This window comes from Streptomyces sp. NPDC088707 (genome assembly GCF_044752725.1).
Classification (GTDB): Bacteria; Actinomycetota; Actinomycetes; order Streptomycetales; family Streptomycetaceae; genus Streptomyces.
Genome location: NZ_JBIVLV010000009.1, coordinates 91,961 through 108,519 on the forward strand (window position 1 = coordinate 91,961; position 16,559 = coordinate 108,519).

General features: G+C 71.9%; 19 protein-coding genes. 4 read left to right on the plus strand and 15 right to left on the minus strand.

Annotation, left to right across the window (positions count from 1 at the left end; genetic code table 11):
- The first annotated feature begins 35 nt into the window (after window positions 1–35).
- Entirely contained in the window at window positions 36–410 is a 375-nt protein-coding gene (locus tag ACIP84_RS25835; protein ID WP_401800667.1) for a DUF192 domain-containing protein, read from the plus strand.
- Here ACIP84_RS25835 and ACIP84_RS25840 read toward each other — a convergent pair.
- Both ACIP84_RS25840 and ACIP84_RS25845 read right to left on the minus strand, forming a co-directional pair.
- A complete protein-coding gene (locus ACIP84_RS25840) occupies window positions 382–1,527 on the minus strand; it encodes a glycosyltransferase family 39 protein (RefSeq protein ID WP_401800670.1) in 1,146 nt (381 codons plus the stop codon). The genes ACIP84_RS25835 and ACIP84_RS25840 overlap by 29 nt on opposite strands.
- Before the next feature lie 168 nt (window positions 1,528–1,695).
- A complete protein-coding gene (locus ACIP84_RS25845) occupies window positions 1,696–2,115 on the minus strand; it encodes a hypothetical protein (protein ID WP_355961893.1) in 420 nt (139 codons plus the stop codon).
- 122 nt (window positions 2,116–2,237) lie between these two features.
- Here ACIP84_RS25845 and ACIP84_RS25850 point away from each other — a divergent pair, with 122 nt between their 5' ends.
- Both ACIP84_RS25850 and ACIP84_RS25855 read left to right on the plus strand, forming a co-directional pair.
- Complete coding sequence (locus ACIP84_RS25850) at window positions 2,238–3,164, plus strand: hypothetical protein (protein WP_401800672.1); 927 nt, start codon at window positions 2,238–2,240, stop codon at window positions 3,162–3,164.
- Between the two features lie 109 nt (window positions 3,165–3,273).
- Window positions 3,274–4,149 (plus strand): hypothetical protein, encoded by an 876-nt coding sequence (locus tag ACIP84_RS25855; RefSeq protein WP_355961887.1) that lies wholly within the window; start codon window positions 3,274–3,276, stop codon window positions 4,147–4,149.
- 13 nt (window positions 4,150–4,162) lie between these two features.
- On the opposite strand, the gene ACIP84_RS25860 is transcribed toward ACIP84_RS25855, so the two are convergent.
- From ACIP84_RS25860 to ACIP84_RS25920, 13 genes are all read right to left on the minus strand, one after another.
- On the minus strand, window positions 4,163–4,747 hold the full coding sequence (locus tag ACIP84_RS25860; protein WP_401800675.1) for a hypothetical protein: 585 nt from the start codon (window positions 4,745–4,747) through the stop codon (window positions 4,163–4,165).
- Between the two features lie 47 nt (window positions 4,748–4,794).
- Window positions 4,795–5,415, minus strand: a complete 621-nt coding sequence (locus ACIP84_RS25865) for an OmpA family protein (RefSeq protein WP_401800678.1) — start codon at window positions 5,413–5,415, stop codon at window positions 4,795–4,797.
- Window positions 5,416–5,424: 9 nt separating this feature from the next.
- Window positions 5,425–5,997 carry a hypothetical protein gene (locus ACIP84_RS25870; RefSeq protein ID WP_401800681.1) on the minus strand — a complete coding sequence of 191 codons (573 nt, stop codon included), beginning with the start codon at window positions 5,995–5,997 and terminating at the stop codon, window positions 5,425–5,427.
- A 14-nt stretch (window positions 5,998–6,011) separates the two neighbouring features.
- Complete coding sequence (locus ACIP84_RS25875) at window positions 6,012–6,698, minus strand: pilus assembly protein TadG-related protein (RefSeq protein WP_401801117.1); 687 nt, start codon at window positions 6,696–6,698, stop codon at window positions 6,012–6,014.
- On the minus strand, window positions 6,695–6,904 hold the full coding sequence (locus ACIP84_RS25880) for a hypothetical protein (RefSeq protein WP_078944822.1): 210 nt from the start codon (window positions 6,902–6,904) through the stop codon (window positions 6,695–6,697). Before ACIP84_RS25880 ends, ACIP84_RS25875 begins: the two co-directional genes overlap by 4 nt.
- A gap of 290 nt (window positions 6,905–7,194) precedes the next feature.
- Complete coding sequence (locus ACIP84_RS25885; RefSeq protein ID WP_355961871.1) at window positions 7,195–8,082, minus strand: DUF5936 domain-containing protein; 888 nt, start codon at window positions 8,080–8,082, stop codon at window positions 7,195–7,197.
- 15 nt (window positions 8,083–8,097) lie between these two features.
- A complete protein-coding gene (locus tag ACIP84_RS25890) occupies window positions 8,098–9,039 on the minus strand; it encodes a type II secretion system F family protein (RefSeq protein WP_355961868.1) in 942 nt (313 codons plus the stop codon).
- A 31-nt stretch (window positions 9,040–9,070) separates the two neighbouring features.
- Window positions 9,071–10,417 (minus strand): CpaF family protein, encoded by a 1,347-nt coding sequence (locus ACIP84_RS25895; RefSeq protein ID WP_401800686.1) that lies wholly within the window; start codon window positions 10,415–10,417, stop codon window positions 9,071–9,073.
- Window positions 10,418–10,433: 16 nt separating this feature from the next.
- The gene (locus ACIP84_RS25900; RefSeq protein WP_401800689.1) at window positions 10,434–10,817 is read right to left on the minus strand and encodes a TadE/TadG family type IV pilus assembly protein; all 384 of its coding nucleotides are present in this window, start codon (window positions 10,815–10,817) and stop codon (window positions 10,434–10,436) included.
- Entirely contained in the window at window positions 10,814–11,191 is a 378-nt protein-coding gene (locus ACIP84_RS25905; RefSeq protein WP_401800691.1) for a TadE/TadG family type IV pilus assembly protein, read from the minus strand. The genes ACIP84_RS25900 and ACIP84_RS25905 overlap by 4 nt, the downstream gene beginning before the upstream one ends.
- 3 nt (window positions 11,192–11,194) lie before the next feature.
- Window positions 11,195–12,463, minus strand: coding sequence for a CpaE family protein (locus tag ACIP84_RS25910; protein WP_401800694.1), 1,269 nt, complete (start codon window positions 12,461–12,463; stop codon window positions 11,195–11,197).
- A gap of 7 nt (window positions 12,464–12,470) precedes the next feature.
- Window positions 12,471–13,178: a Flp pilus assembly protein CpaB gene (gene cpaB / locus ACIP84_RS25915; protein ID WP_355961853.1), complete on the minus strand. Its 708-nt coding sequence runs from the start codon at window positions 13,176–13,178 to the stop codon at window positions 12,471–12,473.
- 111 nt (window positions 13,179–13,289) lie between these two features.
- Window positions 13,290–14,399 carry a hypothetical protein gene (locus tag ACIP84_RS25920; RefSeq protein ID WP_401800697.1) on the minus strand — a complete coding sequence of 370 codons (1,110 nt, stop codon included), beginning with the start codon at window positions 14,397–14,399 and terminating at the stop codon, window positions 13,290–13,292.
- A 419-nt stretch (window positions 14,400–14,818) separates the two neighbouring features.
- On the opposite strand from ACIP84_RS25920, the gene ACIP84_RS25925 reads away from it, so the two are divergent.
- On the plus strand, window positions 14,819–16,540 hold the full coding sequence (locus ACIP84_RS25925) for a glycoside hydrolase family 18 protein (RefSeq protein WP_355961849.1): 1,722 nt from the start codon (window positions 14,819–14,821) through the stop codon (window positions 16,538–16,540).
- Window positions 16,541–16,559 lie beyond the last annotated feature (19 nt).

Genomic DNA, 16,559 nt, shown 5'->3' on the forward strand with positions numbered 1-16,559 from the left:
GACCCTAGGCTCGGCGGGCCGCTACGGTCTGGCACATGGGGAAATGGGCGGACGGGACGGGGACGCTGGCGACCGACGCGGTCGGGGAGGTGCCGCTGGAGGTGGCGGCCTCGTACCGCGCGCGGCGGCGGGGGCTGCTCGGGCGGGACGGGATCGCGGGGGCGATGCTCATCGTCCGGACGAACAGCGTGCACACCTTCGGGATGCGGTTCGCGATCGACGTGGCATATCTGGACCGCTCCTTCACGGTCCGCTCCGTCGTCACGATGCGGCCGGGACGGCTCGGCATGATCCGGCCGCGCGGCCGGCACGTCCTGGAGGCGGAGGCGGGCGCGATGGCCGGCTGGGGGCTGCGGCCGGGGGTACGCGTGCGCGTGGACGTCACGGCGGTCCCGAACCGAGCAGGGTGAACGCCCCGTACACGGCGGAGGCGAGCGCGAGCCCGCCGAGGACCGGCACGGCGGTCCGGACGCGGAGCCGAGCGAGGGCCACGGCGGGCGGGAGCAGCAGCCCGAACGCGGGCATCATCAGCCGCGGCCGGGAGCCGAAGTACGCGGCGCCGACGAGCGAGACGAACACGACGCCGATCGTGTAGAGCAGCAGGGGCAGCGGCTGCCGCTGCCGTACGCAGAGGACGACCAGCCGGCCGAGCAGCGCGAGCGCCGCGCAGAGTCCGAGGGCGGCGGGCCACGGCAGACCGGCGATGAACCGGGCGAGGGCGACACCGCCGTCGATGGAGTTGCCCCAGGCCGCCTGGACGTCGAAGTAGGCGGTCGCACTGTCCTGGCGGACGCCGACGTACGCGATGTACGCGAGCCAGCCGAGCGGCGCGATCAGGACTCCGGCGACCGTCCGCGGGGGCAGCCGCCGGTCCCGTACGAGCGTGACGAGTGCGGTGATCCCCAGGGCGGCGATCAGGGCGACGGCCGTCGGCCGGGTGAGCCCGGCCGCCGCGCACAGGGCGCCGGCCAGGATCCAGCGCCCGCGCAGCACCGCGTACAGCGACCAGGCGGCGAAGGCGGTGAACAGCGTCTCCGTGTACGCCATCGACTGGACGAACGCGGTCGGGTACACGCCCCAGAGGACGGCGAGCAGAATGCCGGCGCGGGCTCCGAAGGCGTGCGCGCCGCACCGGTACATTCCCCACGCGGCGGCGAGTCCGGCGGTCCAGGAGACCAGCAGCCCGGCGGTGGCCGCGTCCAGCGGGAGGACGGTGGAGAGACCGCGCTCCAGGGCCGGGAGGAGCGGGAAGAAGGCCAGGTCGGGGTGGACGTCACCGTTCGGCAGGGTGGCCTGGTACCCGTAGCCGTTCTCGGCGATCCGCACGTACCAGACGGAGTCCCAGCGGCCCTTGAGCCGGTGCAGCCCGTCCTCGCCGGTGACGGCGGAGGCGATCGCGAGGACCGCGAGGCCGATGAGGCGGGTCACGGCGTACCCGCCGACGGCGAGGACGGTGGGGTCGAGGGTACGGAGGGGACGGAGGGCGCGCCTGCGACGGCTGAGTGCGGGCGGGGACGGCGGGGACATGCGCCCGATTATCCCGGCGGCGCGCGTAGCCCATCCGGGCGGCCTTGCGCGGCTCGGGCCGGCGGCATCGTGCGGCTCGGACCGGGCATCGCTGGGCTCGGCCACCGTGGCATCGCCGGGGCTCAGCCCCGTGGCATCGATGGGTTCGGCCCCGTGGCGTCGCTGGGCTCAGCCCCGTGGCCTTATGCGGACGAACTTCGCGGCCATGACGGGACCCAGCTGCTGGACGATGGCGTGCCCCGGCTCGTGCGGGGAGGGCAGGTCGCCGAGGAAGGAGGTGACGATGACCTCGTCGACACCGAGGACACCACGACAGCTCTGCTCCTCCAGGAAGGCGAGAGTGCGGCGCCAGTCAGCCGCACACGGGGACTCGCCGAGGAAGGAGCGGACGGTGTCCTGGACGACGTCCCAGAAGAACACGTGCGGCTGCACACCGCCCTGATGGAAGACATGATTCTCGTACACGTCCCGGAACTCGGGGATCCGGGTGACGAGATCGCTGACCAACTGCACACTCTGCGCGCTCTGCACCCTCTGCGCGCTCCGCAGACCCGGGGCCGCGCCCGGAGTCTCGCCCGTCGTCGTCATCTGTCCAGAATGCTCCTGCCCGACAGGCTTGTCCCGCCACCTTTGCGCTTTCCTGACGACGGCTTTCGGCAGGTTTTCCACAGGGGGTGCGAAGTGTCCCTCTTCCGTGGATCGTTGGGCGTATGTACGAGTTGGCGATCCTCGCCAGGGGCGGGGTCCTCCTGACGGTCTGGGCGGTCGCGGCGGGCTGGCCCCCGGGCCGCCTGGCCGGCCGCCTGCGCGGGGACGGCTGGCAGCGGATCTGCCGGGGTGCGTGGGCGGCCCCGGGCAAGGAGGTGGATTGGCGGGTGCGGGCGACGGCGCTCCAGCTCCTGCGCCCGGAGTGGGTGTGCAGCCACGGGACGGCGGCACGACTGCACCGCATCGAGCGGCTGGAGCCGCCGGGGCGGGTGGACCGCCTGGAGTTCACCGCCCCTGCGGCGTCCCGCTCGACGGCCGGCGGGGGAACACGGGTGCGCGTCCACGGCACGAGGTTCCTGACGGCCGGCGACGGGACGATACGACGGGGCCTGCGGACCACGACCCCGGCGCGGACGGTCGGCGACCTGATACGGGCGGCCGCCGGCCGGGAGGAGGCCGTGGTGGTCGCCGACTCGGCACTCGCGCGGCGGACGGTCGAAGGGGTGCGGCGCGAGGCGCTCGTCCGCCACGAGGACCTCACCGCCGAACTCGCGGCGCCCCGGCGGGGAGCGCCCCGCGCCCGGTCCTGGCTGCGGCTCGCCGAGCCGGCGTCGGGCTCACCGGCGGAGACGGTGGCGAGGCTGCGGATGGGGGACGCCGACCTGTTCCCGGAGTGCCAGCCGATCCTGCGGACGGCGGCGGGGCCTGCGCTGCGCCCGGACTTCCTGTTCCGCGCGCAGGGCCTGGCGGTGGAGGTCGAGGGCTACGCCTTCCACGGCACCCGCCGCGCCCACGAGCGGGACGTGGCCCGCTTCAACGCGCTGCAGTCCTGCCCGGAGATCCGCCGGGTGCTGCGGTTCACGGCGGGCGAGGTCTTCCGGCATCCGGACCGGATGACGGCCACGATCAGGGCGGCGCTGACTCTCTGACGAGGAGGAGCAACGAGGCGCAGGGTAAAGTCCGTTGGCTGCGAAGAGATCACCACGGCAGCGCGTCTCGGCGATCTCCATCAACACCAGAGAGAAACAGGGAGTTTCGGTGTCCACGGCCCCCATGCCTCCGAGCAACCACCCGCACCAGGACGCCGGTTCGCCCGGCGGGCCGTTCCCGCCGCCTCCCCCGCAGCCGCCGCCCCGACGGCAGGGCTGGCTCGGCAGACAGAGCGAAGCCGTCCGGATCACCGTCATCGGCGCGGTCATCGCCGGCGTCTTCTCCCTGGCCGGCGCCGTCCTGACCTCCGCCCTGACGGACAAGGGCGAGAGCCCCTCGGACGCGAAGGCACCGACGCAGTCCCGCACGGCCACGGAGCCGGGCACGCCGCCTCCGTCGACCTCCGAGGTGCCGTCATCGGAGCCCTCGACAGGGTCTGACCAGGTGAGCGACGGGCCCTCCCCGGACAGCTCCTCGACGGCGTCGGCGACGGCACCGACGGCCGGGTCGTACACCGAGTTCTACCCGAAGCAGGCCATGTCCCTCGGCCTGCCGCCCGGTTCCGACCTCGGCACCATCGACTTCGACGCGCCGGCCACGCGCCGGTACACCCGCGAGGAGTGGGACAGGGCGAAGGAGAAGGCCGAACAGAGCGGCGTCCCCATCGAGGCCGACCTCACCTACCAGGACACCCTGGAGGGCTACCTCTCCCTGCGCAACGGCCGCAACGCGGCCCAGCTCCAGCCCACGGACGCCTCGGAGCAGGCCCAGGACTGCGCACGGGCCGCCAGGGTCGGCGGCTTCACCGAGTCCGCCATGTCCAAGTGGGACCTCCCCGCCAAGACGGTCCTCTGTGTCCTGACCGACAAGGGGAACATCGCCCGGGTCGTGATCACCGGCTTCATCGGCGGCAACCCCCAGTCCTCGATCGCCCCGCCGGCGCAGATCGCCCTGGAGGTCACCCTCTGGAAGCCGGGCACCTGAGCCACCGGAGGAATCAGAAGATGTCGGGCGTACGGTTCAGGATCCGGCCCGGCAGGGAGTACCAGCGGCCGCTCTGGGCCAGGTGCCGGGTGTAGACGCCCTGGAGGAGCAGGGCCAGGGACAGGTCCACGGCGTCGACCTGGCCCTCGGTCCTGACATCGAGCGTCACCGGCCTGCTCCAGTCGTCGCGGGTGACCCGGACGACGATCCCCTGCCGGAGCAGCTCGGTGACCCGCTTGTCCTGGCCCCGCCGGTAGCGGTACGCCCGGCCGGCGAGACCGATGCGCAGGGCGCGGCCGTCCCGGGACAGGCCGCTGCGGCGGCGGCTCAGGGTGCCGGTGTACTCGCCGACCTGGAACCTGGCGCGGGCGGGCAGTGGCGCCCTGCCGAACCGGATGCCGCTGAAGACCCCCTGCGGCAGGCGCTCGCCGGCGACCGAGAACTGCGCGAAGCCGTCGCCCCGCCCGACGGCGTTCCCGTACCGCAACTCCACGGACCCGAGCCCCGGGATCGCCCCGCCCCAGGAGGGCGCGGGGGCGAGCCATCGGGAAGCGGCCTCGGGGTCGGTGTGGCGAAGCGTGAATCCGGCAGTGCTCATGACACGCCAGTATGCCCGCGGGCAGCCCGGCCGCGGGGGCGTCGGCCTCAGGGCGTGACGGGTGGTGTGGTGCGGGGGAAGGAGATCTCGACGCGACGGTTCTTCTTGCGGCCCTCCTCGGAGCCGTTGTCGGCGATCGGGTAGTCCTCGCTGTAGCCCCGGATGTCGAAGGTCGTGCCCGGGTCGAGACCCCGCGCGAGGACCTGCTGCACGGCGACGGCCCGCTCCTTCGACAGCTTGAGCCCGTGCTCGTACGTCCCGAGGTTGTCGGTGAACCCGAAGACCCGGACGCGACCGGAGCCGAGCTTGTTGATCTCGGCGGCGATGGCGGCGATACGGGCGTTGGCGGCGGCGCCGAGCTTGGCACTGTTCTTGGGGAACAGGACCTCGGCCTGCAGCGCGAACGTCACGTCCACGTTGGTGTCCTGACGGCGCTGCTCACCCCCCTCGTCCTCGACGATCTGCTTGATGTCGAGCACCTTGGCGGCGGCGAGGGTGGCACCGTCGGGAAGCATGAGCCCCGGGGAGCTGGGATCGACGGCCGGCGGCGGGGACGCACTCGCGGCGGACCCGGGGGGATCGTCGGCGAAGGCGACGGGCACGAGGAGGGGCCCCAGGGCGACGGATGCGACCAGGAGTACGGCGAGGCGGCGGTATGTCGTCGTCATGGCGTCGCCTCAGGAGAGTTTGAGGGTGGCGGGTTCGAAGGTGGGGAGCTGGAACGAGACGTCGGTTGTGGCGGGGGGTGGGGCCGGGAATTGCATGAAGACCGGGATCGACCGGTCGGCGCCAAGATTGGTGAGCCCGGAAGTGGTCAGCGGGCGCCCGTCCGTGTCCCGTAGTACGTAATACCGCTTCTTGCCGACCGAGTCGACGAGCGTGGCTCCGCCCAGGGAGTTCCCGTGCTTCACGACCTCGGTCTCGTCACCACTCAGGCGAGAGGAAACGATGGTCGCCGTGCTGGAGGTGTTCTTCAATTGCCCCTTGATGGTCAGGAATCCGCCCGCATCTCGCTCCACGGAGTTGATAGACAACTCGAGCCCCTTCTGCCCCTTGGCGACTGCCAGCACTTCGGCAGGCTCTTCCGCGCTCTGGGACTCTTGACCCTCCTGGGTCTTCTGCGCCGAAGGAGTGGTCGCGGCCGGTTTATCCGCCTTCGGCTTGTCCTCAGCTCCGCAGCCGACTGCGAGGAGAGCGACCGACGCAATCACCAGGGAGGCCAACCCCTTCCGTGCGTACCGCTTATTCATGAAACGCGCTTCCTTTACTCGTCGTCTCCGGCCAGTCGGACAGTGAAGAGGTCCTCGACGTCGGGAAGTTCCGGGTCCTCGGGATCGATCGTCCAGGCCTCGTCATCACAGGTGAGCCCAGTGATCGGTTCGGGTTCGGGTTCGGGTTCGGGCTCCGGCTCCTCGGTCGGTTCCGTAGGATCGGGATCCGGCTCGGTTACTTCCGGTCCAGGCACTTCTGCTGGCGTGAAGTTGCATTTCGGCTTGATCACGGCCTTTGCAGAAGCAGTGGCGTGCCTAGTCTCCGTTCCTGGCACGAGGGACCGACCGACGGTCTCCCGTGTCTGCACTGTGACGCTGAAGCCTTCCGCCCCCGACAGGGGCAGACATCCGCCATCCAGGATGTCCGCACCGTTCCTGCCGGCGAAGTCAGCCGCCTGCTGGCACGCCAGGGTGCCGTCATAGGCTTTTCCCTGGAGGAAGTCCTCCCACCGCCCAGGTTCGAGAATGACGGCGATCCACCCATCGCGGAGCTGGTCCCGAGCATCCTGCGCGGCGGCAAGTGCCGCCGCGTCCGCGGCGGTCTGGGCGCCGTTGCGCGTAGCGCCAGCTTGTCCCACCACGAAGTAGACGAACCCCAGAAACAACAACCCCGCTATGGCCGCGACGTAGACCGGAAAGGCCTGGCCCGCGTCACCGTTGCCACGGCGCGCGGCCCTCAGCCGCCCGTCAGCTCGGTGATCTTCGTGGCGATCGCGTCCTTGATCGACTGCCCGATATCCGTACCAGTGATCGCGACCACGATCGCCACCACCACCACGATGATCCCCAGATACTCCACCGCCGTCTGCCCGCGATCCCCTCGCAGCAGTCGCGCGGTCACTCCCACCTTGGCCCTCGTCAGGGCCTTCAGCATCGCGTCGTTCATCGTGGTCCCCTCCGCGTTCAGACGCCTGTGCTCGGGTTCGGTTCGCCGACCGGCGGGTCGGCGGACAGGGCCCGTGGGCCGTGTGGGCCCTGGTCATCGGGTGGGCCTCCTGCCCAGCCGGGAGGCTATGGCCTCGGACCGTGTGCGGGTGGCGATTCGACGGTTCCCGAGGCTCCTCGCGAGCACGCCCATCACTCCCCTCCCTCACACTCAGTCCGCACTGTGGCACATCCTGTTGTGCGCGCGAAGGCCTTTCCCGTGAATATGTCACCGGCCGCCCCCTCGGCGCCTCACTCTCCCGTCACCGACCCGAAGTCCGTCCCCGTGCCCAGGAACAGGCCCGCGCCCAGCAGGATCATCGTCGCCGGGACCATCAGCGTCGTGATGACCATCGTCGCCTTCGGTACCGCCTTCGCCGCCTTCCTGCGCGCGTTCTGCGCGTCCGTGCGCCGCATGTCGTTGGCGATCTGTATCAGCGTGTCCACGATCGGCGCGCCCAGCTCCTCGCCCTGCTGCAGCGCCGTCACGAACTGCGCCACCTGCTCCGAGTCGTTCCGCCGGCGCAGTTCGTCGAAGGCCTGGCGGCGGCTCACGCCCATGTCCATCTGCCGGAGCGTGATGCGGAGTTCGTCCGACCACGGGCCTTCGTACTTCTCCGCCACCCGTTCCAGCGCCTGACGGAAGCCGAGGCCCGCCGACACCACGACGGCCAGTACGTCCAGGAAGTCCGGCAGCGTGCGTTCGATCTGGTCCTTGCGGATGCGGACCGCCGACCAGATGCCGACCTCCGTCCAGAACGCGCCGAACGCGAAGAGGAGGACCGCCACCAGGAAGGACCCCCTGCTCAGCATCAGCAGGCCGCCCAGGACGCCGAGGAAGCCGTAGACCGCCCGCCTCGCCCCGTACCGGTCGATCGTCAGGCCGCCCGGGTTTCCGGCCAGGTCGATGCGGCGCCGGACCGCGTTGACCCGCTTGGGGCCCATCAGGCGGAGCACGGTCGGCGACCAGCGCATGCCGAGGCGGTCGACGGCCGAGTCGACGGCCCCGGTGCGGGTGGCGCCGACCTCCAGGGCGAGCCGGAGGTCGTCGGGGAGTTTGGCGTCCGCGCGGTAGAGGCGGATGCCGTACGCGGCCCCGGCCACGGCGAGGCCCGCGAGGAGGGCGAGGAGGAGGTCCACGGCGGCAGTCCGTCCCTACACGTCGATCTTCGAGAAGCGGCGGATGGCGATGAAGCCCACCACGTACAGGGCGAACGCGGCGACGACGGCGAACTGCCCGAGACCGGAACCGGTCATCCGGTCCAGCGCCCCGGGCTGCATGTTGTCGATGAGCAGAAGCGAACCGACGCCGATGACGGGCACGGAGTACGCGGTCATGCTCACCTGTGAGAGCTGGGTACGGACCTCGCGCCGGGTCTCCTTGCGCTCCTCCAGCGTCTCGGTGAGGTTCCGCAGGGACGAGACGACGGTGCCGCCGGCCCGGTTGGCCAGGACCAGGGTGGTGACGAGGACGACGAGCTCGCGGGACGGGAGGCGTTCGGCGAGTTCCCCCAGGGCGTCGTCGAGCGACGTGCCGACGGCCAACTGCTGGGCGACCTTCTCCAGTTCGTCCCCGGCCGGCGCCTCCATCTCGTCGGCGGCCAGGCTGAGGGCCATCCGGAGCGCGAGCCCGGCCTGGGTGGCGTTGGCCAGGATTCGGGAGAGTTCCGGGAGTTGGTTGATGAACTTCTCGATCCGCTTCTGCCGCTGCCAGCCGAGATAGCCCATGGCCACCCAGATGCCGAGCAGTCCGCAGATCGGGCCGAAGAACGGCGACAGCGCGGCCTGGCCGACGACCCACAGGACGGCCACCGTCGCCGCCAGGGCCACCGTGAACTCGCCCGGGGTGACGTCGAGACCGGTCGCCGCGATCCGCAGCTCCAGCTTCCGGCCGAGGGTCGTCCGCCGGACCCGCCGGTCGACGCCCTGGAAGCGGCGCCTCCGACGTCCGGTGCCCTCGGGGGCGCCCGACTCGTCGAGCCGCGCGACGAGCGCCGCGTGCCGGCGGGCCCCGCTCGCGTACAGCTGGATCCCGGTGATGCCCAGGACGCAGCAGAGCAGCGCGACGCCGATCGTCAGCCAGAAGGGGTCGGTCATGGGCCTTGCTCCTCGTCGGCTCTCGTCGGCATCAGTCGGCCTCGCGGGTGGTGAGGTGGGCTTCCGTCACGGCCACGCCGAAGGCCTGCGGGATGGGCTGGCCCGCCAGGTAGAGCCGCTCCGCGACCCGCCTCGGCAGCGGGTGGTAGGTGAACTGCCCGTACACCCGCCCGTCCGCGGCCACCGGCTGCGCCTGGAACCGGCACACCGTGGCGAGCAGGAAACGTTCGCGCCCGTGGGAGGCGAGGACGGAGATCTCGGTGATCCGACGGGTGCCGTCGGGGTGCCGGGTGAGCTGGACGAGGACGTCCACGGCGCTGTTGATCTGGTCCCGGAGCGCCTCGAACGGCACCTTGACCTCGGACATCGACGCCAGCGTCTGGAGCCGCATCAGCGCGTCCTCGGCCGAGTTGGCGTGGACGGTGGCGAGCGAGCCGTCGTGGCCGGTGGACATCGCCTGGAGCATGTCGAGGGTCTCACCGCCGCGGACCTCACCGACGATGATCCGGTCGGGCCGCATGCGGAGCGAGTTGCGGACGAGATCGCGGATGGAGATCGCTCCCCGGCCCTCGATGTTCGGCGGGCGGGCCTCGAGACGGATCACGTGGGACTGCTGGAGCTGGAGTTCGGCCGAGTCCTCGATGGTGATGATCCGCTCGCCGTCGGGCACGAGACCGGAGAGGGCGTTGAGGAGGGTGGTCTTCCCGGTGCCGGTGGCGCCCGAGACGATCAGGTTGAACTTGGCCTGAACCAGTCCCGACAGCAGGAGCAGCATCTGCTCGTCGAGCGAACCGAGACCGACCATCTCGTGGAGTGTGTACGCCCGGGGGAAGCGGCGGATGGTGAGGGTGGCCCCGGTGAGCGAGAGCGGCGGGATGATGACGTTGACGCGCTCGCCGGACGGCAGTCGGGCGTCGACCATCGGGTTCGACTCGTCGACCCGCCGGTTGACGGTGGAGACGATCCGCTCGATGGTCTGCATCAGCTGGTCGTGGGAGGCGAAGCGGAGTGGCAGCAGTTCGACGCGGCCGGCCCGCTCGATGAAGATCTGGTCGGGGCCGTTGACCATGATCTCGGTGATCGAGGCGTCTTCGAGGAGTGGTTCGAGTACGCCGAGACCGAGGGCCTCGTCGACGACGCGGCGGATCAGCTGGGCCCGCTCGGCGGTGGAGAGGACGGGCCCCTCGCGGCTGATGATGTGCCCGAGGACGCGCTCCAGACGGGCGCGCCGCTCGGCGGCCGCGAGCGCGGACATCTCGGTGAGGTCGATCTCCTCCAGGAGCTTGGCGCGGAAGGCGGCGACCAGATGGCCGTCCTCCCGGGCCGCAGCGCCGCCCCCGTGGTCCTCGGGGGCGCTGATCCGGGCCCGCAGACTCATGATTCGTGGTCCCTTCTCACTCGTCCTCCTCGTCGGGCAGGGGCATGGTGGCGGTCTTCGTCACTTCGCCGAAGCCCTTCACGAAGGGCACGACGGACGGGATCTTCACGGTCACGGTGACGGTGACCTCGTCACCCCCCCGGTACGTGACGACGTCAGGATCGATCCAGCCGCTCACGGCGGCGCCGGCGGCCGCCCGCGCGTCGAGCCCGTCCTCCGCGTCGCTGCTCTCCGCCCGCGCGGCCGCGCGTGCCGCCGTGCCCGCCTGTTGCGCGGCGTACGCGGCGATGCCGAGCTGGAGCCCGGCGAGGCCGACGATCAGCAGGATCGGCAGGAAGCCGAGGTACTCGATGGCGGCCTGGCCGGGGTCGCGCCGCCCGGTGCGCGGTTCTCTCCTCATGGCGTGCGGTCCTCCTCGTACACGGCCCCCGCCTCGCCCACCACGGGGAAGAGCCCGCCGAGCCCGGGGACGAGGACCGGCACCTCGACGGAGACCCGTACGCGGACCATGCCGCCGCTCACGTCTCCGCAGTCCCCACCGGAGGCGCTCCAGGCGCCGCTGATGTGCCGGGCGGCCGCGGCCGCCCCGTCGTCGCCGACGGCGCAGGCCCGTGCCGCCTCGTCCGCCGCGTTCCCCGCGAGCGTGAACGCGTATCCGACCAGGACGATCTGCCAGAGCAGCGCGAGGGTGAGCAGGATCAGCGGCACCATGCCGAGGAACTCGACCGCCACCTGTCCCCTGTCGTCCCTGCCCGAGCCCTGGTGGATGCGCATGGGTCAGCGCCCTCCGGCGCGGCGCCGCAGTCCCAGCGAGCCCCGGTCGCCCGCCCGTGCGAGCTGCTGGCCGGGCCGGCCGGCCGTCGGCGTCGCGGCCGGTGCCTGGACCAGGCCGAGCTCGCCCGCGAGGGCCCACAGCGCCTGCTTGACCGTCGACTTGGCGTCGAGCTCGTGCAGCCGGCCCGCGTCGACGACCGCCTGGAGCTCCTTGAAGTGGGCGGGGACGGCGACGCCCGCGACCCGGGTGCCGGTGATCTTCTGGACGAGGGGCGGCTGGATCTCGGTGGAGCGGTGGTGGCGGTTGACCAGGGTCACCGTCTCCTCGGCCTTGCGGACCTGGAGCCGTTCCCACATGCGTACGGTCCGCTTGGCCGCCCGGACGGCGACCACGTCCGGTGTGGCGACGAGGATCGCGGTGTCGGCCATCTCGATCGCCGCGGCGTTGGCGCTGTTGAGCTGGGAGCCGCAGTCGACGACGACGACCTCGTGCCGGCCGCGCAGGGCGCTGACGATCTGGCGGGCGGCGCGGTCGGTGACCTCCTCGCCGCGCTCGCCCTCCGCCGGGGCGAGGAGCAGGGAGAGTCCGGTCTCGTGGACGTACACGGCGTCCTGGAGGACCCGCGGCGAGATGTCGGCGATGGAGGCGAGGTCGGCCACGGAACGCCGGAACTGGACGTCCAGGTAGGAGGCGATGTCGCCGCTCTGGAGGTCCATGTCGACGAGCGCGACGGTACGCCCGGAGGCGCGGGCCGCGAGGGCGAGGTGGACGGCGGTGACGGTGGCGCCGACCCCTCCCTTGGCGCCGCTGACGGTGACGACGGTGCCGCCGGGTCCGGTGACCTGGTCGGCTCCCGCGCCGAGGTGGCGGCGGACGCCGGCGGACCACTGGGCGGCGGCCTGGACGCGGCTGGCGAGTTCCTCGTAGCCGAGGGGCAGGGTGACGAGTCCCCGCGCGCCGGAGTCCATGGCGGCGGAGAAGAGGACGGGGCTCGCGTCGGCGGTGATGAGGACGACGCCGACGGCGGGGAAGCGGAGGGCGACCTCGCGGACGAGTTCGAGCGCGGGTACGGGGCCGATCCGCTCGTGCACCAGGACGACCTCGGGGAGTTCGTCGAGCGAGGCGGCGGCGAGCCGCGCGAGGGTGTCGACGAGCTGGGTGGAGTCGGTGACCGGCGGGGCGGGCTCTGCGTCGGGGAGCTGCCCGATGAGTGTGGTGACGGACCGGGCCGCGTCGGGGTCGCCGACGGCCGGCAGGATCCTGGTGGTCATACCGGCCTCACTTGTCCTTTTCGAGCGTGTAGGTGCGGTCGCGCTGGTCGGCGGGGGCGCCGCCGGTGGTGGGTGCGACCAGGGCGAGGCGTACGTGCTCGGCGAAGGACTCGGCGTACGCGACGCGCTGGGCGTCGAGGGTGGAGAGGGCGAAGGAGATCGGCACGGCCGCGTCGGCGCGTGCGGAGCTCTGGGAGCTGTCCCTGATCGGGGTGAGCTTGCCGACGTCGAGGACGCGGGCGCCGGCGACGATCATGCGGGACTGGGAGGCCTCGCCCTTCTTGTCGCCGGCGAAGGTGGCGTAGATGTTGACGGTGGCGCCCGCGGTGATCTTGCCGGCGACGCCGGTGGCGGCGTCGATCATGATCGCGATCTCCTGCTGGCCCGGCTGGAGCTCGGGCTGCTCGACGATCATGTCGGACTGGAGGAGCGAGCCGGCCTTGAGCTGGGTGACGGCGATGCGGCCCTCGATCTGGCGGAGGTCGGTGACGGCGGTCTCCGAGAGCCAGCGCTCCGGCATGGAGATCTTCTCGAACTGGCTCGCCCTCAGGGGGGCGTACGGGGCCACGTTCTCCTTGATCCGGTACGCGGTGGTCTCCGGGCCGACCTTGGAGTTCACGTCGCTGATGACGGCGAGCACACCGGCGAAGGCGCCGATCGCGCACAGGACGGACAGCAGCAGCAGGATCACGCCGCGGCGCTGGCGGGAGTTCATGGCCGTACTACCTCGATCGGAGACGTGGGTCCGGGGCGGACGGGAGCGGGCGGTCGGGGGCGGGAGGCGGGGGCGCGGAAGGGGGTCGGCGCGGAGGGGGCGGGGAGCGGCTCAGGGCAGGGCACGGGTGGGGTTCCCCTGCGCGTTCACGGGAGTGAGCTGGGTGTACGAGGAGGACGGGGGGCCCGGGTGGGTCGGGGGGCCCGGGTGGGTCGGGGGGCCCGGGTGGGTCGGGGGGCCCGGGTGGGTCGCGTGCGGGCCCTGGTACGGGGCCGGGTGCGCGCCGCCCGGCTGCGGGGTCGCCTGCGCCGCCGGCCCGAGCGCGCGGGTGCCGCCTTCGCGCCGGCCTCCGTCCTGGGCGCCGTGCAGCGCGCGGCCGCCCTGCTCCGGTACCGCTCCGAGCTGGAGGGGGGCTCCGCAGAAGCCGCAGCGGTCGCCGATGAGGTCCATCGCGCACCAGTGGCAGGTCTCGCGCCGTACGGAGGAGACCAGCTGGTAGAGGACGGGCAGGTCGGGCAGGTACGCGGCGAACTCGACGAGCTTTCCCGTCCCCCACCAGCGGGGCGACGCCTCGGGCAGCGGTGTCTCCAGGACGGGGCCGTGGATCCGCCACCCGGGGACGAGGGTGGTCGTGGGCCAGTCGGTCTGGAGCTGGCCGCGGGCGAGCAGGAGTTCGGTGGTGAACTCGGGTCCGGGGAGGGTTACCTCGCCGGACCCGACGCGGGTGATCTGCGCGGTGGGGCCGGCGAGTACGGCGAAGTGGGCGCCGGGGAGCCAGCCCTTGAGGTGGGAGCCGAGGCTGACGGGGACGCGGTCGAGCCGGGAGACGGAGCCGAGGACGGCACCGGCGTAGATGTAGTGGGCGAGCAGCCGGGCGGCGGAGGCGAGGACGCCGGGGCTGAAGTCACAGCCCGCCAACTGGCGGAGCTGGCGGACGAGTACGGCCGCTCCGAGGGGTGGCAGGTCGGTGCCGACCAGGGCGATCCGGTCGCTTTCGAGCAGGGCCCGGACGGCGCGCAGCCGTTGTTCGACGGCGGGCGGTGCGGAGGTGGGGCAGACGACGACCACGTGCCCGTACCGCGCGAGGAGCTGCTGCATGTCGGCGACCGAGGCGTCGAGCGACCGGGTCTCGGGAGCCGGCAGGACGGTGGCGTGCGGGGTTCCGGGGTCGGTCGGCGGCAGCACCAGGTCGGCACTGGTGACCGCGATCGCTGTCGGCACGTCGGACCCCCCGTCCCCTCCGGCCTCCGGTGTCCCGGGGGCCGCGGATCACTTACCGCGTTCACGGCATCACCGCAGGGTGCTGCCGTCTCTGCACCTTATCCACGACCCCCGGGGTGGTGAACACACAATCCGCCAAGCCGGCCGCCTTTCTCGGGGGTCCGGAGCGCGAACCCGTCGGCCCGCGCCGGGCAGCGGTCACCCGCTCCGAACAGGGCTTGCTGCCAGAGGTCTTGACAACGCGATTGGTCTGGACCAACTTGTCCCCACAGCGGTGGCCACCGCCCGCACTGCCCGTACCGCCGGCACCTTCCGCACCCCCCTACCCCCCGTACCGCCTCGTACCCCCGTACGAGCCCCTCCGTACGACGACGTACGGCACCTCCACATCCCCCACATCCCCAACTCCCCTCCGGAGGATGCACGTGGACCGCACCACCACCCGCCCGCACGGACGCCGCTGGCTCGGCGGAGCGCTCGCGCTCGCCGTCGGCTCCGGGCTCGTCCTCGTCGGCGGAGCCGGCACCGCGCAGGCGGCCGACGTCAACGTCGCCAAGAACGCCGGTTTCGAGAACGGCCTCGCCAACTGGTCCTGTTCCGCAGGGAGCGGCGCCGCCGTCTCCTCCCCGGTCCGCACCGGGGCCGGCGCGCTCCGGGCGACCCCGGCCGGACTCGACAACGCCAAGTGCGTACAGACCGTGGCCGTGAAGCCCAACTCGACATACACGCTGAGCGCCTGGGTGCAGGGCGGCTACGCCTACCTCGGCGTGAACAACACCGGGACCGGCTCCGGCAGCGTCTCCACCTGGACGCCCGACAGCGCCGCCTGGAAGCAGCTCACCACCACGTTCACCACGGGGGCGAGCACCACCTCGGTCGAGCTCTACACCCACGGCTGGTACGGGACCTCCCCGTACTCCGTCGACGACGTCAGCGTCTTCGGCCCCGACGGGGGCGGCGGCCAGGACCCCGACCCGGTGGTCCCGTCCACCCCGGCCGGTCTCGCCGCGGGCACCGTCACCTCCTCCTCGGTCGGCCTGAGCTGGGGCGCGGTCTCCGGCGCCACGGGCTACAAGGTGTACCGCGACGGCGGCAACCCGCAGACCGTGAGCGGTACTTCGGCCACGATCAGCGGACTCACGGCGGACACGGCGTACCAGTTCCAGGTCTCCGCGACGAACTCCGCGGGCGAGTCCGCGAAGTCCGCCGCCGTCTCGGCCAGGACCGCCAAGGTCACCGACCCGGGCCCCGGCCCTGCCGTGCCCAAGCACGCCCTCACCGGCTACTGGCAGAACTTCAACAACGGCGCCACCGTGCAGAAGCTGCGGGACGTGCAGTCGCAGTACGACATCATCGCCGTCTCGTTCGCCGACTCGACGACCACGGCCGGCCAGATCGTCTTCAACCTCGACCCGGCCGTCGGCTACGCCTCGGTCGCCGACTTCAAGGCGGACATCGCCGCGAAGAAGGCCGCCGGCAAGTCCGTCGTCATCTCGGTCGGCGGCGAGAAGGGGAACGTCACGATCAACAGTGACGCCTCCGCGACCGCCTTCGCGAACAGCGCGTACGCCCTGATGCAGGAGTACGGCTTCAACGGCGTCGACATCGACCTCGAGCACGGCATCAACTCGACGTACCTGACCAAGGCGCTGCGCCAGCTGTCCGCCAAGGCCGGTTCGTCGCTGGTCCTGACCATGGCCCCGCAGACCATCGACATGCAGAACACGGGCACGGAGTACTTCAAGACCGCGCTCGCCGTGAAGGACATCCTCACGGTCGTCAACATGCAGTACTACAACAGCGGTTCGATGCTCGGCTGCGACGGCAAGGTCTACAGCCAGGGCTCGGTGGACTTCCTCACCGCGCTCGCCTGCATCCAGATCCAGGGCGGTCTCTCCCCGTCGCAGGTCGGCCTGGGCGTCCCCGCCTCCACGCGGGGCGCGGGCAGCGGCTACGTCGACCCGCAGATCGTGAAGAACGCGCTCGACTGCCTGACCAAGCTCACGAGCTGCGGCACCTTCAAGCCGGCCCAGGCCTGGCCGACGCTGCGCGGCGCCATGACCTGGTCGACCAACTGGGACGCGACGGCCGGCAACGCCTGGTCGAACGCGGTGGGCCCGCACGTCCACAACCTGCCGTAACGGAACGATCCCGCACCAC